Annotated in this window: 3 protein-coding genes (1 of these 3 cut by a window edge); all 3 read left to right on the top strand. The window is 73.0% G+C overall.

Annotated features, from left to right (window positions below):
* Tightly spaced (each overlapping or abutting the next), the 3 genes in view from ABR737_RS25830 to ABR737_RS25840 form a layout consistent with a single transcriptional unit that may run on beyond the window.
* Positions 1-468 carry a YbaB/EbfC family nucleoid-associated protein gene (locus ABR737_RS25830; protein WP_350252641.1) on the top strand — a complete coding sequence of 156 codons (468 nt, stop codon included), beginning with the start codon at positions 1-3 and terminating at the stop codon, positions 466-468.
* Complete coding sequence (locus ABR737_RS25835; RefSeq protein WP_350252642.1) at positions 465-890, top strand: hypothetical protein; 426 nt, start codon at positions 465-467, stop codon at positions 888-890. The genes ABR737_RS25830 and ABR737_RS25835 overlap by 4 nt, the downstream gene beginning before the upstream one ends.
* On the top strand, positions 891-24534 hold the beginning of the coding sequence (locus tag ABR737_RS25840) for a lonely Cys domain-containing protein (RefSeq protein WP_350252643.1). The gene runs 28589 nt beyond the window's last position; only the first 23644 of its 52233 coding nucleotides appear in the window; its start codon is at positions 891-893; its stop codon lies beyond the right edge, outside the window.

Genomic DNA, 24534 nt, shown 5'->3' on the forward strand with positions numbered 1-24534 from the left:
ATGACGGAATCGATGCAGGAGCGGATGGCCCGGGCACGGGCCCATCTGGAAGAGACCCGGGCGGCCATCGCCCGCGCCGAGCAGGATCTGCGGAACACCTCGGAGACGGTGCGCTCGCGCGACCGCGCAGTGGAGGTCACCGTCGGGCCGCAGGGAGAACTGACCGGGCTCACGTTCCCCGACAACAAGTTCGCCGGCATGGCCGGTCCGCAGCTGGCGGCCTCGGTGATGGAGGCGGTCGGCGAGGGCCGGCGGCGGATCGCCGAGCGGGTCATGGAGACCTTCGCGCCGCTGACCGCGCCCAACCCGCATGTGCCGGAGGGCCGCGGTGCCGACGTGGACTGGGAGCGGATCTTCGGCTCTGCCCTCTCCGGCGGACGGCGCACGGGCGGCGGGCGGACCAGGGACCGGCTGCGGGACGAGATCCACGAGGACGACACCGATGCGGCTCCGGGAGGCCGGGCGTGAGCGGTGACGGTACGTTCCACCCCGATCTCCCCGCGATGCGCAAGGCTGCGGAAGCCCTCCACGACCTGGGGGCATTTCCGCAGAAAATGCACGAGGAATTCGTGGCGCACGCCGCGGACTACGACGGGTGGAACGGCCAGCCCGGCAGTGAGGATACGGACCAGTTCTATGAGCAGACGCAACCGGAATGGCAGAAGGCGAAGAAGCAGCCCATCGGACTCCTGACCTCATTCGAGCAGGTTTTCCCGGCAGCGGCCGCCGCCGTACTGGAGACCGTCAACAGCATTCAGGGAACCAAGGGGTTCGCCGACGACCTCATCAACGACGCGAAGAGCAGGACGAAGGTGCACGGTAACCCCGACGACGGTTACGACAGCGGCGACGGCAGCGGTGACGAACACACCGGTGGCGGGAAGCACTAGATGCTGGAGAAGTACCAGGGTCAGATCTGGAGCGGCGAAGAGCGCGGGTGGATGTTTGCGCTGACCGGTGATTTCCCGCCCACCGGCGTGCCGGATCTCGGCTTCGACAGCCAAGCTCTGTTCGATGACCTCTCGGGGAGGGTCACCGAATTCGAGACGAAGATCCAGGACACCGTCCGCCTGACCTCCGAGGCGTTCCCTTCGGAGGTGGCCGACTCCTTCAAGCAGGCCATGGGGCTGCTGACCGGTGCCGGTGCCGGCGCGAACGTCTTCGACCAGTTCAGGGGCCAACTGCGGAAGATGAGCGGCCAGCAGGTCACGCTCTCCCAGAAGCTCCAGTCGGCGCAGTGGGAGATCTGGGCCGAGCTGGCCACCATGCTTCTCGAGTTGGCGATCGACGCCGCGATGGCCTTCTTCACCGGCGGTCTCTCCATGGGCGAGGCGGCGTTGGCCAGGGCACGGGCGGCGTACAACATCCTGATGGCGATGCACCGGCTGCTGAGCTATCTGCCACTCGGGCCGAGCGTCTTCGAGATGTTCGAGGAGATGGTTCAGTCCCTCGCCGTCAACCTGGCCCAGCTGACGATCAATCCGCCCGAGAAGCGGCCGTCCGGGATCGACTGGAAGAACGTCGGAGAGAGTGGACTGTTCGGTCTGGCGGCCGGCGGTTTCATTCATGGGTTCTCGTCCCTGGGTAACCTCTTCAAAAACAAGTTCTCGGACTTCTTCAAGAAGAACTTCGACAAGGATCTGTTCAACAAGTTCGACAAGAGCAAGTTCCCGGGTCTCGACAAGAACTTTTTCAACAAGAAGGACTTCTTCAACAACCCGGATCTCGTCGCTCACTTCAAGAAGCGCGACCCCCTCGCGAACGCCATCTATCACGTTCCCGAGACCTTCGTGACCCACGGGCTCGGCGAAACCCTGTCCGAGATCCTCGTCAGCGGAGCGCTGTACGGCCAGTGGCAGTTCAATTGGTCGACCCTCGTGGGCGCCGGTGCCAGCGACAACATCCACGGCGGCCTGCACTCCGCGCTCACGGGCCCCGGCAACTGGTTGCACAAGAAGGTGTTCCCGAACGGGAATCTCTTCACCGGCTTCTACAACCGCACTTTCTCCCCGAACACCACGAACTCCCACGACTCGGGCGGCGCCGGAGGAGACGTGAACGGAGGTACCGACTCCCTGCCGGGTTCCCGTACCCCCCCGGTCACGCCTCCCCCCGCACTGCCCGCGCCGTCCGGCCCGCTGCCGCTGTCCTCGACTCCGAAGACCGCCCCCACCGGCAACGCCCCCTTGCCAGGCACCCCTGCCGGCAGTCCGCGCACCACCCCGCTGGGAACACCGCCCGCCACCCCGCCGGTCCGTACGCCGTCGAGCATCTCCGCCGACTCCGGGTACGACTCCGACTCGACCGACTACGAGAGCATCTTCGACGGCGGATCGGACACCGGCTCCGACTTCGGCTCCACCACCTCGGAGATCCCGCCGGCGATGCCGCCCGGCACGAACACCACCACCGGCCTCGACCTGCCTCCGAACAGCCTGCCGCAGGGGTCGAACCTCAACCCGCCCCTCACCAAGGGCTTCGGCGGCACCCCGGGCCACGGCGACGGACTCGATTCGGACGGCGCCCGCAACCCGCTGCCGGACGGCGAGGGCGCCGACGGCGGTCCGCTGTCCACCCCCGGCGCCCACCCCGACGCCACGGGCCTGAACACTGGCAACAGCCTCCTGGGGCCGGGCCTCGGGGCCGGTCCTGGCACGGTCGGCGCGTCGCCGCTGCCGGGTGGCGGGCTGCCGGGGTCCGCCGTGGGCCCGGCAGGCCAGTCCACCACCTCCGGCCCGGACCCGGCGCTCCACCCGGAGAGGAGCGGCCCGCCCCCTGCCGCGTCCGCCCCGCAGCCGCCGGGCACGCCCGGTGGCCAGCAGCCGTCGGGCCAGCAGCCGTCGGGACAGCACCAGGGGAGCGGGCAGCCCGGCGGCCAGGGGACCCGTGGCCCCGGTGCCCGGGATGTTTCCGGGACGACGGGCTCCGAGACGTCGCGGCCGGACGCCGACCCCCGCCCGGACGCGGTGACGGCCGGGGACCCGCAGGCGGACCCGGACCACGAGGCGGGAACACACCGCGCCCCGGCCTCCGACCCCGGGCAGCGCGACGAACCGGGTGCCCCCACGCCCCCGACGCCCCTGCCCACCCAGACCGCCGGCACGCCGGGCGCCGGCACCGTGCCAGGCACCACGCCCGGCACGGGGACCGCCGCCGACCAGGCGCCCCGCGTCCAGCGGAGCGACGCCCAACGACAGTGGATAGCAAAGCAGTTGGTGGCCGCCGACCTGGCCGGCGGCCCCTCGCCGCTCGGTCCGGACGAGCGGGTGAGCATCGCCGAACTGGAGGCGGCGGGCTTCACCCCGGACCTCGTTCAGCGCACCGCCGCCGAGCTGAACGAGGGCAAGCTGTCCGTGCGCGACAGCGGGCTCACGCCGCTGGAGCAGGCGCGGCTGCTCATGGTGCGGTCCGGCGCCTGGCCGGACCGGCTCGACACCGTCGCGGCCCAGGCGTCCCGCCGGATCTGGGAGTCGGCGTACCAGGACTTCGCCGGCACGGCCCCCGAGAGCACCGCGCCCCAGGACGTCGCCCGCGCCTGGGACACGGCCCTCTCGCTGGTGCTGCCGCCCGGTCCGCACCCGGCGTCGGCCGACTCCCGGTTCGCGGGCGTCGACTTCCGCGGCGCGGTACGGAAGGTCGCCGGCCACCTGCTGACCCACGGACCGGACGCGGAGTCCGGCGTCGCGCGCGCCGACGAGGCCCGCAGCGAGCTGGGCCTGCCGCCCCTCGTGCGCGCGGCCACCACGTCCACCGGTTCCGGTTCCCCGGACCCCGCAACCCCGCTTCCGTCGACCGCCACGGCCACCGCCACCGTCACCACGTCCAGCGACCTGGCGGACGCCGCCGCCCCCGCTTCACCCGACCGCGACGTCACCACTGCGGCGCTCCCCGCCCCCGCCGTGGCGGGGCGGCGCGAGGACGACGAGGAGAGCGTCAACGAGGAGGCCACCGGCGAGGCGATCGCTCTCCCGCCCCGCCCCCGGGGCGCCCGGCAGTCGGTGCCGCAGGACGGCAACGGGATGCTGTCCGCCGTCCTGGCGAGCGACCCGACGCTGCTGCGCGACCGCCTTCCGGGCCTGGCCGAGCGCGACCCGGACGCCCACGAGTGGCTGTCCGACCCGGCCCGGGTCCGGCGCGATCTGGCCGGACCCGCCGACGCACTGGCGGACACCCCGCATGCCGCCGTGCTCGCCGCCGCCCGCGGGCTGGTCGCGGACGAGCTGCTGGCACGCCGCGGCCGGGGCGCCACCGAGGCACTGTGGCAGTACCGTCTCAGCGCCCTCGGGGACGACTCGTTCGCGGCCCGCGTCGCCGGTATGGACCTGCCCACCCTGGTCACCAGGCTGACCGAACTCGACGTTCAGCTGCCGGCGGAGGGCCGCTTCGCGACCGATGAGGGGCTGCGCGGCGAACTGGCCGACCTGCTGCTCCGTCACGAGCCGCTCAATGACGAGGAGCTGACCGCCCTCACCGCCGCGGTCCTGGACTGGGCGGACCACTGGAACTCCGCCGGGGGCGAGGCGTTCCTGCCGCTGCTGGCGCACGTCCTCGACGTCCGAGTCGACGTCTTCCGGGCCGGCCGGTACGGCGAGGCCGGGCCGCTCGACTTCCGGACGCACCAGCCCGTCGGCCCGGCGGACGCCACCCGCACCATCGAGCTGTTCCACAGCACGTCCTACGCGCGGCGGACGGTCACCGAGAACGGCGTCAGCACCACCCGCTGGGTTCCGGCCGGGGAGGAGCACTACGAGGGCAGCGATGCGCTTGACGCACTGCGTCCGTTGCAGCCGACCACCCCGGACGGGTCGGTACAGCCGGACGAACCGCTCGCGACCGACGCCGACCCGGACCCCGGCCTCCCTCCGCTCCGGGCAACCGAGTCGGCCCCCGCCGCCCTGCCGCCGAGGCCGGTGTTCACGCGCCCGGTGTCGGAGGTGGGGGACCGGCCCGGCAGCTCCCGCACGCCGGGGGCGGCCCCCGGGGCACCGGCAGGCCCCGGCCGGCGGGGCGCCCGGCCCGAGGAGAGGATCCTCTCCTCGCGGCCCCACGCGTCGCGGCCCGGCCCGGTGCCGACCTCCCCCGTCACGTCGGAGTCCGGTGGCTCGGACATGTCTCTGGACAGTTCCGAGGATGAGCAGGGGCAGCTCGTTCCTGAGGCTCGGCTGCGTGCCATGGAGCGGCTGTTCGCGTCGTTGGATCCGGTGGCGGCGGCTCAGGACGGGGCGTTGGCCGGGGTGTTGGAGCGGTTGGACGGGTTGCGCAGGGGGCATCCGGGCCTGTCGCGGGGCCGGTTCGATCTGGCGAGGCTGGCCCGTGGCGTGCTGCACCTCGATCGGGAGGAGCAGCTGTCGGATGAGTCGATCTCCGAGTTGCTGCGGGTGGTGGTGCGGCGTCCGCAGGCGCAGAGCCTTGCGGAGCTGTCGGCGTACCACTTGTCGTCTTTCGGGGAGGGGTTGTTCGCCGGCCGGTACCGTCTTCCGGCCGGTGCGCAGGGTCGTCCTGGAGGGTGGAACTGGAACCCGGAGGGTGTGCCGGCCGACGCCGATCTCAGTATCGCGGCGGAGGTCATCGAACGGGAGGACGGGACGCGCGACGAGAAGCTGGTCGCCACTCCGTGGGAGGACGCGTATCTCTACTCCGCGGCCGGCGGAGCGTCCTGGATCACGCTGCCCGGCTTCGGGGGCCGGATGCGGCGCGTGCCGTTCGAGGTGTGCATCGAGCTGCCCGCGTTCGACCCGGACGCCGCCCGGGTCCCGGAGGGTACGGACCTCCTGCTGGCGATGTCCGCGGTCAGCTCCCGGGGGATCCACCTCGCCGACGGGCTCGTGGCCAAGTACGGCATGAACGTGCTGTCCACCAGCGGCAGGTTGGCGTGGACGCGGCCGGCCGGGGACCCGCACCGCTCCGTGCTCGCGATCACCGCGCGAGAGCAGCGAGATCCCCTGGGCGGCTGGCTGCGGCGCGATCCGCAGACGGTGAGCGCCGCCGCTGCCCGGGGCCTGGGCGACGCGGCCTACTGGAGCCGGCGCCTGTCCTACTGGCCCGTCATCGGCTCCGATCACCGCCTCACCGGCTACATCTCGATGGACTTCGCCGAGGAGGGCGACGGGGGCTGGAAGGTCACCTCGTTCTACGCCCGGTTCACCGCCGGTACGCCGGTCGAGAAGTACGTCATCCGCTACCCCGATGCCGAGCGGCTGGCAGCGCGCCCGGTGCCGTGGGTCGCGCAGAACCTGCCGTCTCCCGTCTTCGGGGTCAACCACGGTGAAGTGGGCGCCACCGCCTGGTACACCCCGCACGGGACGGAGACCACCTCCGGGCGGGAGGGCGCCCGGAGGACCGCTGCTCTGGTGGCGCTGACCGGGCTGTCCGATGACCACCCCTTCGTGATGGACCAGTGCTACGGCGCCACGTCCAGGGAGGGGGGAAGCCCCTGGGAGGAAGGCGGCTCGGTCCACGACACCGATCCGCGCGGGGCCGATCCGCTGGTGGACCCGTCGGAGAGCCAGTACCGGGCGGACGACCTCGGCAAAACGGTGTTCCCCTTCCGCTACCTCGCCACCGTCGGCGTCACGCGCGTGCCCATGCCGGGGATCGGCGCGGACGAGGGCGTGTTCGAGGTGCACCCCGACCAGCGGTTCAAGGAGATCACCCCGGAGGACGCGTGGGCCGTCGCCCGGCCGAGGCCGAAGGCCGAGTGGCTGGACGTGCTCGCGCGCGGCGCGGGTCTGCACCAGGGCTCCGGACCGGCGTCCGACGAGGTCCGGGCGCGGACCCTGCTTCTGGTGATGGCGCTGCGCCGGGTCTTCCCGCCTTTCAAGGACCGGAACGGGAACTTCCGTTCCGTGGACGAGCATGCGCTGCAGCTGCGGGACCCCGACGACCCGAGGGGGAAGATGTGCCGGGTGCTGCTGCGGGGCATCGGTGCGCTGGAGCTGATGCGGCAGCGGGACGTCCAGCTGAACCGGCCGAATGCCCCGCTGTTCACCATGGAGCTGCTGGAGCTGCTGGGGGAGAAGCACCGGGCCTTGAGCGGGCAGCCCGGCGCTGCGGCGGCGCTGTCGTCGGCGGACCGGCAGCGGAGTTTCGTCCGTCTGCTGGAGGATGCGGTCAGGGCATGGGCCGAGCAGCCGGAACGTGGCCTGAGCGAGTGGATTGCGTTGCCGGAGGTGTCCGGGGCGCTGGAGATGCTGGGGCGCGCGAGCGACCTGCAGGCTCTGGCGCGGGAGGCGTTGGGGCTGCCGGATGACGCGCCGGTGCGGGAGCGGGAGTGGTCGCGTCTGCTGTGGGCGGAGGTCAAGGCCGCGCGGATCGTCGGCTGGGACGCCGACGCGGCGGCCAAGGGGGCGTTCGCGGCGGCGGTTCTGCGCCTGGACCGGCCGGGCTCCGGACTGTTCCCGAAGGCTCATCTCGCGGCGGTCCGGGCGATCGCCGCCGGCCGCGATCCGGGCGACCTCGACGCGCTGGCCTCGCACGGCCTGGAGCTGGAGGACGTGCTCTCCTCGGACGCGCTGCTCTCCGACTCCGACGACAACCTGTGGGCCAGGGACTTCACCGGCGAGTTCGAGGACGGGGACCTCGACCACACGGTCATCACGCTGATGAAGCGGTTGCCCGATGGTTCGATCGTGCCGGACCGGCAGGTTGCCGCCCCCTGGTACGACGAGGACGATCCGGACAACCCGGTTCCGTTCGTGTATGCCGCGGACGAGGGCTACGCACCGACCGGCGCGTTCGCCGATCTCACCTCCCGCGACCCGGTGTTGCGGGGGCTGGACAAGGGAACCCCGGGCATCCTGGTGGTCGGCCGGGCCATGCCGCCGGGCGACGACCTCGAGGTGGACAGTCTTCCGGCGCAGGTCGCCCTCCACACGTCCAAGGACTGGTACGCCTGCACGCACCCGGTGAAGTTGTACCGGGGCGAGGACGGCACCTTCACCGTCGCCGTGTATCCGGAGGAGCACAGCGCGCGGGTTCCGGAAGACATCTGGGGCTATGTGCCCTACGAGGGTGTCCGGGAGGAGCTCGCGGCTGCCTCCGGCACGGCAGCAACCTCCGCCGCAGCGCTCCTCGACTCGGCATCCCCTCATGTCCGTCGATCCGGCCGGTCCTCCGCCGCCCGGCCGCCGAGGCCGGTGTTCACGCGCCCGGTGTTCACGCGCCCGGTGTCGGAGGTGGGGGACCGGCCCGGCGCCTCCCGCACGCCGGGGGCGGCCTCCGGGGCACCGGCTCCCCGCGGCCGGCGCAGCGGCCGGATCCAGGAGCCGGTCCGTTCCCCGCGGACGCCGGGTTCGGTGTCCGCGAGTTCGCCCCGGTCCCTGTTCGGATCGGCGGGCCAGGGGTCGCCCGAGCCGGTCGACCGGGAGCTTCTGGAGGACCTCTACGGCCCGCGGGACGCACAGGGGGAGGCTTCCTGGCGGGAGCGCGCCGAGGCGCTGGCCCGGTTGGCCCGGCTGTACCGTACGGACCCGATCCCGGACCCGAACTCGGATTCCGACCCGGACCCGGACTCGGACTTCGACTCCGACTCGGACCTCGGCTCGGACACTCGCTCCGACGCGTCTTCGGGTCCGCGGAACGGCCCGCTCGACCGGTACGACATGGAGGAGACCGCCCGCCATGTGATGCGCCTTGAGGTGGACGAGGCGACCGAGGACTCGGACGCCGGGCTCAAGGAACTGGTGCGGCTGGCGGTGGAGCGGCCCGGGGCGACGTCCTGGACGGAGCTGTCGGTCCACCACCTGTGGACCTATGGGGACGGGCTGTTCGCCGACCGGCACCGCCTGTCGCCCGATGGCCAGGGCCGTCCCCGGGGCTGGCGCTGGGGCACGGCGGACGTGCCGGCCGATATGGATCTGAGCCGGGTGCTGGATGTCGTCGAGCGGGCGGACGGGACACGCGAGGAGGTGCTCTCCCCCGCTCCCTGGTGGAACGGCGACGTGCCGCCGCACCTGTACTCCGCTGACGGCGACGCGGAGGAGGTCTCGCTGCCGGGCTATGCCGGGCGCATGCGGCAGTGGCCGTTCGAGGTGCTCATCAAAGTGGTGGCGCTCGACCCGGACCTGGCCCGGGTTCCGGAGGACGCGCACGTTCTGCTGGTGATGCCGGAGATCAGCGCGCAGGGCATCCACGCGGCCGACGGGCTCGTCACCCAGCTCAACCGCACGGTGTGGTCCACCAGCGGCAGGCCGGGTTGGGAGGTGCCCGGCTCCGACCTGGCCCAGATCCGGCCCGTGCTGACGCTCACGGCCCGGATGGACCGGGGACCCCGGGGCGGCTGGCTGCGGCGGGATCCGGACACGGTGCGCACCGTGGCCGAGCTGGGGCTGGGCGACGCCGCCCACTGGAGCCGGAAGGTGATCTTCTGGCCGGTGATCGGCGCGGACCACCGCCTTCAGGGCTACTCGTCGGAGGACTTCTCCGACGCGGCGGACAAGGGCTGGTGGACCACCGCGTTCTTCGCCGAGTTCACCTTCGGCCGCCCCGCCCGGTCGTACGTCATCGAGGACCCTGACGAGAGCCGGTGGGAAGCGCTCCAGCTGCCCTGGGTGCAGCTGGCGCAGCCGGCTCCCCTCATCGCGGACAACCACGGGAGGCCCGGCTTCACCATCTGGCACACCCCGCACGGGGAGATGCGCACCTCCGGGCGCAGGTCCGGCCGGATGGTCCAGGCCCTGCTGGCGCTGACCGGGCCGTCCGGGGCCTACTCCGTCTTCAAGAGCCAGTGCTTCGGTGCGATGCCCAGTACGCGAACGCGCCGCGGTACGACGGAGCCCGGTCTCCTCAGGCGGCAGCCGCGCGGGGCCGATCCGCTCGTGGACGTGCCGGAGATCCAGCACATGGCGGACGCCCCCGGCGCGACCGTGTACTCCCTCGGCTACTACGTGAGCGGCGTCTCCCTGTTGGAGAAGGACATCCCCGGCGCTCGCGCCGAGGAGGCCGTCTTCCAGGCGTACCCGGACGCGCGGGGCCAGGGAGTGACCCCGCAGAACGCGGTGCACACGGCCAGGCCGAGGCCGGCCGGGGCGGCGCTCGACGAGATCGCGCGCATCGCCGGTCTGCACACCGGGCCGGGGCAGGCGGACGAGCCGGTGCGCGAGCGGATGCTGCGCCTGGTGATGCTGCTGCGAGACGTCTTCACCCCCGTCACGGACGCGGACGGGGTGCTGCGCGCCGTGGACGAGCACGCGCTGCTGCTCCCGGACCGGCGCGACCCGTTGGGCGAGGAGAGCCGACAGCTGCTGCAGGGCGTGGGCACGCTGGACCGGATGCGCCAGGCCGATCCGGCGCTGGACCACCCGGCCGTCGGTCATTTCACCGTCGAGCTGTTCGGAACGCTGGCGTGGGCGCACGGGCTTCGCCGGCAGGCGGCCGTCGTCCAGGGCACCGCCGCGCTCGGTCTGCCGCCGGTCATTCCGGAGACCTTCCGTCTCCTGCTGATGGACGCGGCGAAGGTGGGGCCGGGGGCCGAGCCGCCCGCGCTCACCGCCTGGCTGCCGCTGCCGCAGGTGACCGACGCGGTACGGACGCTGGCCGCTGTGCAGAATCCCGAGCGACTGGTCCGGGACGTACTGGGCCTGACGGACGCCGAGGAGGTCGGGGCAGCGGACTGGTCCCGGGCGCTGTGGGCGGGGATCTGGACCGAGCAGCTCACGAGCCCGATCCGCAGCGACGCCGAAAAGGGCGCGTTCGCCGCCAGGATTCTGCGCCTGGACGAGCACGATCCGCAGCTGTTCCGCCAGGCCCGTACGGCGGTCGTCAAGGCGGTGGCCGCAGGCCGTGACCTCGGGCGCCTGGACTCGCTGGCCTCGCACGGCCTGGAACTGGAGGGAGCGCTGTCCGCCGACCGGCTGCTCCGGAGCCGCGGCGGCAGGATGTGGGGCCGGCAACCCGACCGCAAGAATCCCCCGCGCGGAACCCTCAACCGCAGTGTTGTCACGCTGATGGAACGCAAGGACGGCTCCTTCCGGCCGTACGCCACGGAGACCGCTCCGTGGAAGAAGGGCGAGGACGCGGCGCCGGAGGACGTGTTCGTGTATGCCGCGGGCGAGGACTTCGCGCCCCCCGGCCCCTTCGCCGACTTGCTCCACCACGACCCTTCCTCGGACTCCGACGAGGGCTGGATCCTGGTGGTCGACCGCGCCGGGCAGCCGAAGGGACTGGCGGCCCGGGCCGCCCTCGGCACGACCGGTGGGACGTGGGGCTCCGACCATCCGGTCGCGCTCCACTTCGACGAGGACAGCGGCGTCTACACGATCGCCGTGTATCCGGAGGACGGCCACGCGCAAGCGCCGGAGGGCACCTGGCACGCGTTCGAGCACCCGGGCAAGGAACAGGCCGCCCCCGGCGGCCGGTCGGCGGCTGCCGTCCCGTCCGCTCGCCGCGGGCCGCGAGACGGCTCGGTGGCCACCTCGCCGGCCGCAGCGACCGCGCCCCGGCAGTCGGCCGGCCCCGCGCCCGCGCCCGGCGGGGTGCTCACCCGCGCCGAGCTGACGGCCCGGGTGGACGCGGTCGCCGACCGGGGCCCGGTGGGTGAGCCGCGGCTGGGCGAATGCGCGGCCCTGGTGCGGGGCCTGGCCGCCGCGGTGTTCCCCGGCTCCGGGGTGCTCGCGGGCGGGGCGCGGGCGGCGTTCGCGCTGGACGACCTGGTGGTGGGCCGGACGACGACCGAGCACGCGCTCGCGGCGGGGCCGGGCTGGGGTTCGGTGGAGTCGTGGGCGCAGGTGGAGCGCGGACTCCGGAGGTCTGGTGCGGGGGCGCTGGCGCTCGTGCTGGGGCGGCGGCAGGACGGCGGACAGCTGCGGGCGGGCCGGCCGGGCCACGCGTGGGCGGCGTACCTCCTGGCGAACGACCAGGTGGCATGGATCAACCTGACGGGTGAGCCGGGCGGCCGGCTCTCGGCGACGCAGGAGGGGCAGCCGCCGGCGGAGCTGCTGCGGCGGCAGGGGCAGGGGCTCTCACCGCTGGAGCTGCCGCCGCTGGCCGGGCGGGCGGTGATCGTCGGCGCTTCGGGCCAGGTGGAGCCGGACGCGCTGGAGCCGTTCGCGGAGTCCGGCTCCACCGGGCAGGCGCTGGTGGACCGGCCCACGGGGCGCGGCTACGCCGGGGAGGACCGCGCGCTGTCGGAGCCGCCGCCGCGGCAGATCTTCACGCGCCCGGTGGCTGAGTTCGGATCCGGCCTCACAGCGCCGTGGGCGGAGGCGGACGGTGCGTCGCAGCTGTCGGACAGGACAGTCCTCCATCCGGCGCCGGCCGAGTGGGGGGCCGGCCGGACGTGGGGTCCGCCGGCCGGCTCCGCCGGTCCGGTGTCCGCGCCCCCTGCTGCCGGCGGGACGTCTGCGGTGGTGCCCTCGGCGCAGCAGGCGGCGCCGCAGCATCACGACGCGCTGCTCGCATACGTGTACGGCCCTCGGTCCGCAGGTCAGAGTTACCCGCCCGGTGTGCGTGACGCCCTGGTCGTGCTGGACCGGCTGTGGGCGCAGGAGGCGGGCCCGACGGGCGGGCCGTTCGGTCCGACCCAGCTGGATCAGCTGGCCCGGAACATGATCATGAAGCCGGGTGGGCGGTTCACGTCCAAGATGCGTGCCGACTTGCTGAAGGTGGCGTCGGAACATCCGGGGGTGCAGAGGACGGCGCAGCTGTTCGCGCTCTATGTGAAGAGCCGGGGGGTGTTCGGCGACAAGTGGCGCCTGACCGACCCCTCGGGCAACCACCTGGGTTGGGACTGGACCGAGAAGGTGCCGGGCGACATCAACCTGGAAAAGACAGGAGAGTCGCTGTTCGACAAGAACGGCAACCTGGCGTTCAAGATGACCGGTCGCAGTCCGTGGAGCACGTCACCCAAGCCGAACCTCAAACTCTACGCCGCGGACGGTGATCCGGCGACGGTCACCGTGCGGGGCCCCAACCGCTTCGAGCGGCGCATGACGTTCGAAGCGTTCATCGAACTGGTGGCGCTCGACCCGATGGGGCCGCTGCCCTCGGCGAATTCCCGCTTCCTGCTGGCGATGTCCGGGGTCACCGAGCGGAACCTCTTCCTCCCGGACGGGCTGGCCCTCCGGTTCAACCAGCCTGTCTGGGTCTCCGGCGCCACGGTGCGGGTCATGCAGGACGAGAACGGGCCTGCGCCTGTGCTCGGGCTGACCTCCCAGGAGGGGAAGACACCCCCGGGGAGCTGGATAGAGCGGGACCCTGCCACGGCACGTATCGCAGCCGGGCCCGGTCCCGGACGCGACGATCTGTCCTACCTGAACGGGGAGATGATCGCCTGGCCGATCGCCGGCCCGGACCACCACGTCAACATGCTCCTTGCGGCCGACTTGAACAAGGACCACGACAAGGGCTGGGCCCGCGTCAACGGGGCCCTGGGTATCGGATCGGCCAGGTATTACGTCCTCGCTCAACCAGGGCGCCCGATCTCACCGGCAGATGTGTATCAGGTGGTCTGGCCCGCCGATAGGCCCACGGTCAAGGTGGGCGTGCACGGCCTCCCCGCGGTGGGCATATGGCCCACCCCGGACGGGGCCAAATACCTCGAACCGGAGGAGAGTGCCCGCAGAGTCTCGTACCTGATACGGCAGACCGGGCTGTCCCCTGAGTACCCCCTCGTCCTGGTGTGCTGTTACGGCGCGATGCCCAAGAGCCCGAGGCATCGCAGGGCGGCGAACGTGCCGTCTTCCGGTGGGTGGCCGGCCGGGGTCGATCCGCTCAGGGATCTGTCCATCGCCGACCGGGTGGCGAAGAGGGAACGGCGGCTGGTGCTGTCCTCCAACTACACGATCTCCACCGCGTGGATGAAGGATCTGTTCCCGTGGATGAACTCCGACGAATCGGTGTTCATCATGCACACCGACGAGCGCGACCGCCGAGCCGGCTGGGTCGCGTCCTGGCCCGAACCGGAGGGGACGGACCTCGACGCGTACGGGCGCCAGGCTCTTCTGCCCGTCGGCCAGGCAAAGACCCCGGAGCGGACGCTGGAGCTGCTCCGGGCACTGAAGCTGATCTTCGGTAGCTCCGTGCAAGTCGACCCGGAGTTCCCGGTGCTGCTGAGCGGTATCGGCGCGCTGGAGCGGATGCGGGAGGCCGACAGCGCGTCGAACCGTCCGTTGGACCACGACGGTGCCCGCCAGTTCACCCTCGATCTGTTCGAGTTTCTCGCCATGGGCTACCACATCGGGCTGCACGGCCCGCCTGCCCGGAACGGGCAGCCGGTCCCTGTCGAGAGCTACCGCGCGCTGCTGAAGGAAGCGGCGGCCAGGTGGATTCAGCGGCCGGGGAGTTACCTGGTCGACTGGCTGCCGTTGCAGCCCGTCATCCACACACTTGCGGGTATGGCCTCCCGGCCGTCCCGGGAGAACTGGCTCAGGGATCTCCTGGGGCTCGACGCCAACGACCCGGTCGAGGAGAGGGAGTGGTCACAGGCGCTGTGGGCGCAGGTCAAGGGCAACTTGTTCGTCCTCAACGAGGTCACTGACCAGGGCGCGTTCGCCCAGGCCATGCTGCACCTGGACCACCCGGACCCGTCGCGTTACGGCGATGCGGTCACCGCGGTCCACAGGGCGGTGGCGGCCGGCCGCAGCATCAGGCGGCCGCACGAGCTGGCTTCCCACGGCTTCGAGCGGGCCGGAGCGCTGTCACCGACCACGCTGCTGACGGACGGCAACGGGTGGACATGGGGCAGGAACTTCACCGCTCGGCCGCTCAGCGCCGGAAGCATCGACACCTCCGACATCACGGTGTTCAGGAAGCAGCCCGACGGCAGCGTCCTCGAAACCACGGAACCCGCTCCCTGGCGCGAGGGCAAGCGACCCTTCGTGTATGTCGCGGACAGCGACTTCGCGCACCCGGAGCAGTTCGGTGATCTGGCCTACCGTGACCCGGCGTTGCGGAGGCTGGACCCCGAGATTCCCGTGCTCGGGGTCATCTCCCATGCCATGCCGTACGACCCTCTCCTGCCGCCTGCCCCTGGGCTCCTCCGGGGCAGCTTGGCGGGTGAACTCGCCCGCAATACGGGCAGGAGGCAGTTCGTCCCCTGGTGCGCGGTCGAACTGCGCCGTGGGGCCGACGGGGTCTACCGGATCGCGATGTACCTGGACCAGGGAAGTCCGGCGAGCCTGGTCGGCGTGTGGGGGGCCATCAATCCCGCGCAGGGCGACCCGCCGGCCCCGACGCCCCCGGTCGTGGCACCGCCCGTGGGCCCGGCGGCCGTCGGCCCGCCGCGCCCTGCCCCGGTAGGGGTGCCGGGGCTGCTGCCGGGGTCGATACCGGCGGGCATGCGGATGCCCCTCCCGGTGGGTGTGCCGGTCGCTCCGCCGACCAGCATGCCGGTCGGTCCGCTGCCCGGCACGCTGGTCGGCCTGCCGGCCCCCATGCCGCCCGGCCGGCCGCTCCCTCTGCCCCCCGGACTGGCGAACTACCGCGGTGCGGCGCCGGCGGCGGAGTCGCCCGCCGGGCCCACGCCGCGTATCCCGATCCTGCCGGTGGCGGACACGATGCGGGACGCCAACAGCGGGCGGGCAGAGGACCGAAGGACGTCGCGCAGAAGGCGGGACGCCGCCCTGGCCGACCGGCCGAGGGTGGTGACCCACGCCCCGCGGTCCGGTGCCCCGGCGCCGTCGGCCGGCTCCGCGTCCCACGGTTCGCCGATGGAGCTGGACAGCCCGCAGGAGGCGCCGTCGGCCGAGGAGCGCTACCAGGAGATCCTCGACGAGCTGTACGCCGGGCAGGGCAAGGGCCGAGGCTCCGAAGAGTGGGCGGCGCTGGCCCGGTTGGACGGGTTGCGGCAGCTGGAGCCGGAGCCGGCGGGCGGACCGCTCGACATCGCCGCGCTCACCCGCCATGTGCTGATGCTCGGGCAGGGAGAGCCGACACCCGAGCTGCGCAGGGAGCTGCTCGCCCTGGCCCTGAACGCCAGGACACTGGAGGCCCGCGGACTGAAGGTGGACAGCCTGGCCGTGCTCTCCGCCGGTTACCTGGCGCGCAATGGGGCGTTCGACTCGACGTTCCGCCTCGCGCCCGGCGCCGGCGACCGCCCCCGGGGCTGGGACTGGACCGGGCAGATGCCCAAGGACTTCACCCTGGGGCAGTCGGCGACGGTCATCGTCGGCCGGAACGGCACGCCGTCCGTGAACGTGGACCGCAGTGCGTGGCTCAGGGACGGCAAGCCCGAGCCGTACGTGTACTCCGCGCCGAGCAGCCCGACGGAGATGAGGATCGCCGGGCGGGGCGATTTCTGGCGGCGCGTACCGCACCGGGTCTTCGTCGAGCTGCCGGCGTTCGACCCGGATCTCGGGCAGGTCCCGGCGGATGCCGACTTCCTGCTGACGATGGGCCGGATCCGCGAGCGGGGCCTCGTGCTGCCGAACGGGCTGGCGGCCAAGTACGGGCGGGAGACCTGGAGCACCGATACCGTCCCGAAGTGGGTGCAGCCTCGCGGCACCTCGGATCCGTTCATGCTCACGCTGTTCGCCAGGGAGCACGAGGACGCGTGGGGGAACTGGCTGCGGGTGGATCCGGTCACGGCCCGGGAAGCGGTGGCCGCGGGGACGGGCGTCGCGGCCCGCTGGAGCCGGGAGCTGGCCTTCAGGACGTTCGGCGGTCCGGACCGCCGTCCCAGCGTGGTCGCGGCGATGGACTACACAGCCATGTCCGGGCCCGAGCGCTGGCGCCGCAGTGTGCGGGACACCTTGCTGACGGGGCTCTCGTGGTCCGTCCTGATGCGCTTCGGTCGCAAGGTGCGCCCTGCGGACCTGCGACAGGTGCCGTGGGTGGAGTTCGATCTCCCGTCACCGGTCTACCTCGACATCCACGGGGTACGGGGCGGCACGATCCTGCCCACGTCCAGCGGGACGAGGACCACCTCCGGGGCGGAGTCCGTCGCCTGGATGAGCGCGGCGATCGACCAGCTGGGCCGCTCCAGGCGGCACCCCATCGTGGCGCAGAACTGCTTCGGGGCGTCCGGGCGAGAGCGGCACCGTCCCCGGATGAGCGGGTCGGTCTACGGCCGCGAAGCACGCGGCACCGATCCGCTCGCGGACATGTCGGAACTCGAACTGCTGGCGGACGGCCGGGGGCAGACGGTGTTCGCGCTGCCGGCCGAGGGCTATCTCGGCGTCGGCTCGGAGCTCCCGCAGCTGGGTCTGCACCCCCAGCAGCCGGTTCTCGGGACGGGCACGGACCCCCGGGGCAAGGGGGTGACCGTCGAGACCGGCATCGTCGCCCTCCGGCCGTTGCCGAAGAACGAGGCGCTGGACGAGTGCGCGCGCCTCACCGGTCTGCACGCGGGCCCCGGCCCGGCGTCCGACGACGTGCGGGCGCGGACGACGCGGCTGGTGCGGGCGCTGCGGCGGATCGCCCCTCCCTTCAAGGACATGAACGGGCGGTACCTGGCCGTCGACGAGCACGCGCTGCCGCTGCCTCACGCCCGGCTGGTACCGGATCCGCGGCACGACCGGGCGCGGTTGCTGCTGCGGGGCATGGGCGCGCTGGAGCTGATGCGGGCGGCCGATCCCGCGCTGAACGACCCGCAGCGGCGGGGCGCCCGGCTGTTCACCGTCGACCTGTTCGAGGCGCTGGTCGACAAGCACCGCGAGCTGTACGGGCAGGCGCCGGCGGCCCGGAGCGGAGCGGTGGGCGCGGTGCCGCCGCTCGTCGAGGAGCACTTCGGCCGACTGCTGGAGGACGCCGGGAACCGGTGGAACGAGCGCGCGCGGCCTGCGCTGACGGACTGGCTCGGACTGCCGAAGACGATCGGGGTCCTCGGGCAGTTGGCCTCCCTCCCGGACCCGGAGCCGGTGATCAGGGACGTGCTGGACCTGGAGGACAGCGCGCCGGTCGGGGAGTGGGAGTGGTCCCGGACGCTGTGGGCGGGGGTCAAGGCCCAGCTGCTCACCGACGGGATGACCAGCGCGGCCGACCGGGGTACCTTCGCGGCGACGATCCTGCGCCTGGGCGCGCCGGATGCGGCGGCGCGGTTCGGGGATGCCCGCATGGCGGCCACCCGGGCGATCGCGGCCGGCCGTGACCCGGGCAGCCTCGACGAGTTGGCCTCGCACGGGCTGGAGCGGGACGGTGCGCTGTCTCCGGACCGGCTGCTGAAGGACCGTCAGGGCGGTACGTGGGCCAGGATCCTGAACGGCGAGTCGTACCCGCCGCGGAACATCGACCTCAGAGTGGTCACGCTGATGCAGCGGACGGCCGACGGCCGCTCCTTCGAGCCGTACGGCACCGAACCGGCCCCCTGGTTCGGCAAGGACGCCGCCGCCCCCATCGTCTACGTGGCGGACGAGGACTTCGCGCCGGCCGGGCAGTTCGGTGACCTGGCCTCCCACGACCCCTTCCTGAGCGCGCTGACCACGCAGCACCACGTGGTGCAGGCCATCCGCCGGACCGGCCCGGCCGGACCGCCCGTGGCGGGCAGCCTGCCGGTGGAGCTGGCCCGCAACACCGGTAGGGGGCAGCACTTCTCCACGCTCTCGGTCGGCGTGCACTTCGACCAGGAGAAGCAGGTCTACACGGTTGCGGTGTTCCCGCTGGAGGGCATGACACAGGCGCCGCCCGGCACATGGAACAAGATCGGTCCCGACGAGGCCGACGTGCTCTCCCAGGGGATCCCCGGTGCGGCCCCCGCGCCGGCGCCGGATCCGCCGGCGGCCCCCTGGTACGGCGACTCGAACTCGCAGCAGGCCCCGACGACGTCGATCCCGACCAACGCCTCGGGCACCCCCGGGCGGATCTTCGCGCGGCCGGTGGAGGAGCCGGCCGACGACGCGGACGCGGAGTGGGAGTCGGGGTCCGAGCCCGACTCCGAGTCCGGTTCGGACTCCGGCACCGCGTCCGACTCCGACTCCGCATCGGAGTCCGGCTCGGCATCAGGGTCCGACTCCAGCTCCAACTCCAACTCCGAATCCGGTGACGAGTCGGGGTCCGAGTCCAGTTCGAGTTCGAGTTCCAGTTCCAGTTCCGGGTCGAGCGTGGACTACGGGTCCGACCCCGGTGAGGACACCGTCACCAGCTCCAGTTCGAGTTCCAGCTCCGACCCCGACTCGGGCTTCGAGTCCGGCTCGGGCTCCGACTCGGACTCGAACTCTGGCTCCGACTCGGACAGCGGCTCCGAGACCGGGCCCCAGGCCGGGCCGGCGCCCAAGCCCGGCCCGGGAGCGCCTCCGAGGGGGCCGGCGCCGGTGAACGCGGCGTCCAGGCTGCGGGCGCACCCGACGAACGCCCCGTCGCCGGGCACCGGACAGCCGGCCCCCGTCCGGTCCGCGTCCCGGGTCGTGCCGGTGCCGGCGGCGAAGCCGGTGCCGCTCCCGAAGGCGGTGGGACCGGGCTACGACGCGGTGCTCCACGAGCTGTTCGGGGCGTCGGCCGGTGGGGATCACGAGCGGACGCGCGTACGTGCGGCGCTGGAGCGGCTGGACGCGCTGAGCGCGGGCGACCCGCGGCTTCGGCCGGACGGTTCGCTCGATCTGGAGGCGCTGGTCCGCCGGGTGCTGATGCTGGAGCGGACCGAGCCCGCGACACCGGCGGACCTGCGCGACCTGCTGAAGGCGGCGGTGGATCCGCGTGCCGGGGGGCCGCGCAGCCTGGACCGGCTGTCCGCGGTCCACCTGGTGCGCAAGGGCGTGTTCGACGCCCGGTTCCGCATTCTCGACGACCAGGGGAACCCGAGGGGCTGGGACTGGGGCTCCGGTGTTCCGTCACAGGCGGACCTGAGCACGTCGGGAATGGTGACGACGGATCAGGGCGGCGCGACGGCCGTCACGAACATCGGCACCGCCCCGTGGGGTGACACGGCGCACCTCTACGCCGCCAACAGCACCGCGCGCTCGGTGCGGGTGCACGGGTCGAAGGGCTTCTCCCGCCGGGCCCCCCACCGGGTATTCGCCGAACTGGTGGATCTCGACCCGGTGCTGCCCGGGGTCCCGGCCGAGGTCCCGCTGCTGCTGTGGACGCCGAACGCCCTGGCGCGGAACCTGAACCTCCCCGACGCCCTGGCGCACCAGCAGAACCGGTCCGTCTTCGCCACCGGCGGCAACCTGGTCTGGGCCCCGCTGTCCGGGCCGCAGCCCCGGTTCGTGCCCGCGCTGGACAACCGGGGCTCCGAGGGCGTCTGGGCGAGCTGGCTGCGTCGGGACCCGGCCGAGGTGCGGGACGGGGCGGTCGACTGGAACCAGGAAGAGATCACCTGGTCCTTGCCGGGCCCGGACCACCGCATGTGGGGCTTCTCCTCGTTCGACTTCGCGGCCGAGCCGGACAAGGGCCGCAGCCGCACCAGGAACTACGCCCGAGCCGCTGCCGTCAGGCGCTACGTCGTGCTCGGGAAGGGCCGCGAGCGGGCCACCGAACCGCCCAAGGAGGTGCGCTGGAAGGTACCGCCGTTCCACGCGGGCCTGCACAGCTGGCCGGGGGTCGGCGTCTGGCAGACCGTGGCCGGACAGACGCATGTCGATGCCCGGGAGTCCGCGGACATCGTCGCCCGCGAGGTGGACCGGTCCGGGCCGGCCCCCGGGGTGCCCGTCCTGCTGGGCTCCTGCTACGGCGCGACGCCGCGCCGGTCCCGGCGCCTGCCGTACTGGCCCGAATCCGGGCCGCGGCCCGCCGTCTTCGACCTGCTCGCGTACCTACCCGCCGGCCAGTACGTGGCGAACAAGGCAAGGCGCGGGGCGTACGCCGCCCCGTACGAGATATCCCTGGAGCCCGAGCGCGACGTGGTGGAGGGCAGCACCTCCGACGAGCTGGTGTGGGTCCTCTTCACGGACGAGCGGGGCGACCCGGCGGACTGGGTGCTCTTTCTGCCCGAGCCGGAGGGCGCGGAGCTGGACGAGGTGGCGCGCCTGGCGCATCTGCACGACGGCAGCGGGCCGGTGTGGGAGGTGAACCGCTTCCGGGCGCTGCGGCTGGTGCGGGCGCTACGGCTGGTCTTCGGTGCGGAGGTGGCCGACCGGCCGGACTACGGGCAACTGCTGAGCGGTGCCGGGGCGCTGGAGTCGCGCCGCCGGGCCGACGGCGCGCTGCACCGCCGTGGTGGCCTGCTGTTCACCATGCAGCTGTTCGAGGCGCTGGCCTGGGAGCACGCGGGCGGCGGGACGGGCATCCCGACGGTGACCGCCGACCACTACGCAGCGCTGCTGACGGACTCGGCGCAGCGGTGGGAGGCGGGCGAACGCGGCGCGCTGACGGGCTGGCTGGAGCTGCCGGAGGTCACCAGGGCGCTGGAGTGGGCGGCGACGGCGCCTGACTGGGAGCGCATGGCCAGGGACATCCTGAGCCTGCCCGCCGAGGTGCCGCTCCAGGAGGAGGAGCGGTCGCGGGCGGTGTGGGCGCTGGCCAGGACCGAGCAGCTCGCCGCCGAAGCGGGCGACCAGGGCGAGTTGGCGCGGCGGGTGCTGGGCCTCGACCGGCCGGACCCGGACCGCTACCTGGAGGCGCTGTCCGTGGCCCGCCGGGCGCTGGCGGCCGGCCGGAACGCGCGGAATCTCGACGAGCTGGCCTCGCACCGCCTGGAGCTGGCCGGCATGCTCTCGCCGACCGGGCTCCTGAAGGCGCCCGGCGTCGAACAGCCGTGGGGCAGGGGCCTGGTCCAGGGGCGCCTCGATCCCCAGGAGCCGGCGCCGTTCGACCCGACGGAGATCACGCTGATGCGGCGGCTTCCGGACGGCACGTTCGTGCCCAGCGGTGCCACCGACAGCGTCCAGTGGAGCGAGCAGGGGCTGCATCCCTTCGTCTACGCCGCCTTCGGTCCGCTTCCGCCCAACGGCCCGCTCACCGACCTGGCCTACCGCGATCCGGAGCTGCTGGCGCTGTCGGTGGACGTCCCGTTGGTCACGACTGCCGTCCGGGCCCCCGCGCCGGGCTACCCCGTCGAGGGCAGCTACCTGGCCCAACTCGCGGCCGGCGCAGGCAAGGAGTGGTGGGCCTCCACCCACGCGACCGCTCTGCACGTCGACCCGAAGACCAAGGTGCGCACCCTCGCGGTGTACCCGGAGCCGTGGGAGACGGTGGCCCCGGCAGGCACCTGGCGGTGGGCGCAGCCCGTTCACGGTGACCAGCGGCCGCCGGGGGCCCCGGCTGTGCCGGAGTCCGCGGACCGGCCGTCCCCCGGCCTGCCCGCCCACCCGGCCCACCGCGCCCCGGTGGACCGGGCGGACCGGCCCGCCGCGACCCGGCCGGTGTACACCCAGCCGGTGGACGACCCGAAGTCCCCGCTGCGTTCGCCCGCCCCCGGGTGGGAGAGCGCCGCACCGCTGCTCGCGGCGTACGCGGACCGCCCGGAGCCGCGGACGAACATGCCCCGGTCCGGGGCCGGGACGGCGCCTTCGAGCAAGCGCGGCAAGTCCTCCGGCGGGCGTACGAAGTCCTCGACCGGGCCCGGCCCGCCCCCGGCCGGCAGCAGCAGGCCCCCGGCCGGGCCCCGCACCGCCACCACCGCGCCCGGCACGCCTGCGGCGGCCCCTGCCACGCGGCCGTCGCCCCTCGCGGACCTCCACGAGCAGCTCCTCACCGAGCTGTACGGTCCGCCGGGCGGCGACCCGGCCGGCCGGTCGAACGCGCGGATGGCCCTGGCCCGGTTGGACGCGCTGCGGAAGAAGAAGCCGGCTCTCCACGGCGGCCCGCTCGACCTGGACACGCTGGCCCGTCATGTGCTGCTGCTGGAGCCCGCGGCAGCGGTGACGAAGGAGCAGCGCCGCGAGCTGCTGAACGTGGCGATGGACCCGCGGGCCGAGGACGCCCCGAATCTGGTGGTCCTGACCGCGGTCCACCTGGTGCGCCGGGGCGTGTTCCATGACGCTTTCCGCCGTTACGGCAAGAACGGCGAGCCGAGGGGCTGGGACTGGAGCCCGACGGGCACGCGGGTGCCGCTCAACGCCGATCTGGGCAGGACGGCACTGGAGGTGACCGACGCGCAGGGCGGAGTCTCCTTCCAGGAGGAGGGTTTTGCGCCGTGGGGCGCCGACCCGTACCTGCTGGCTGCGGATTCCGACCAGGCGGGGATCCTGCTGCGGGGCGACAAGGGCTTCCAGCAGGTGGTGACCCCTGAGGTGTTCGCCGCGCTGATGGCGTTCAACGAGGACCTGGCTCCGGCGGCTCCGGCGGCTCCGGCGGACCCGAAGCCGGCCGAGCCCAAGGTGGGCCCGGACGTCCCCCTCCTGCTGGCGATGTCCGAGGCCAGCGCCTGGAACCTCAACCTCCAGGACGTGCTGGTCGCTCAGCACGGCCACGACGTGTGGGCCTCCAACGGCCTGTTGCGATGGGTCCCGCAGGGGAAGTCGACCCCGGCCATGCTCGTGCGGCAGGTCCAGGAGGACAAGGGGTTCCACGGGCAGTGGCTGCTGCGGGAACCGGCGACGGTGGCCGCGGCGGCCAAGCTGCCGCACGGCGGCCCGGTCGACTGGAGCAGGCGCGAGATCGCCATCCCGATCGCGGGCCCGGACCACCGCTTCAACACCTACATCTCGATGGACTTCCGCGGGGAGCCGGACGGCGGAAACTACCGCAGCCGGATCTACAGCCGGCTTGCCCAGAGCGCCCGGTGGGTCCTCTTTCGTCCTGGCCGCGAGGAACTGCGCAGCGCGCGTCTCGTGCCGTGGGTCGAGGAGAAGTGGCCCACCCCGTTCTTCGCGAACATGCACGGGGGAGCCGGGTGGTCCGACTGGTTCACCCAGGACGGGCAGGAGAGAGTCGACGCGCGCGAGACCGGGCGCCGGGTCGCGCGCCAGGTGGCACTGTCCGGTCTGCCGCTCGACCACCCCGTCGTGCTGCTGTCCTGCTTCGGCGCCATGCCCGGTGGGAAGTTCCGCGACGCACCGAATCCGCCGGTCGCCGACGGCCGCCGCTCGGCGACCTCTCGTGCGCGGATGCCGGCCGGGGCCGATCTGCTCTCCGAACCGCCGACCGCCCAGTACTCGTCGAACGAGGCCGACCGGACCGTCTTCACCACCACCTTCACGAACGCCGTCGATTACGCGAAGAAGTATGCCCCGCACCTCCCTCCCGACGAGGCCCTGATGATCGTCGTCGGGGACCTGCGGGGCGACGAGGCGGGGTGGGAGAAGTTCCGTCCGGAGCCGGAGGGCGCGGAGCTCGACGCGGTGGCGCGCCTGGCGCATCTGCACGACGGCAGCGGGCCGGCGTCGGAGGCGAACCGCTTCCGGGCGCTGCGGCTGGTGCGGGCGCTGCGGCAGGTCTTCGGCGCGGACGTGGGCGACCGGCCTGACTACGGGCAACTGATCGGCGGCATCGGGGCGTTGGAGGCGCGCCGGGCGGCCGATCCGGCGCTGCACCGTCCCGGTGGCGAGCAGTTCACCATGGACCTGTTCGAAGCGCTGGCCTGGGAGCACGTCGGCGGCGGGCAGGACATGCCGGACGTGACCGTCGACGACTACGCCGATCTGCTGAGGGATTCGGTACGTCGCTGGCACGCGGGCGAACAGGGGCCGTTGACCGGATGGCTGCCCCTGCCGGACGTGACGGACGCACTGCAGTGGCTGTCGTCCCTGGCCGACCCGGAGCCGGTGATCCGGGACGTGCTGGGGA

The organism is Streptomyces sp. Edi2 (assembly GCF_040253635.1).
GTDB lineage: Bacteria > Actinomycetota > Actinomycetes > Streptomycetales > Streptomycetaceae > Streptomyces.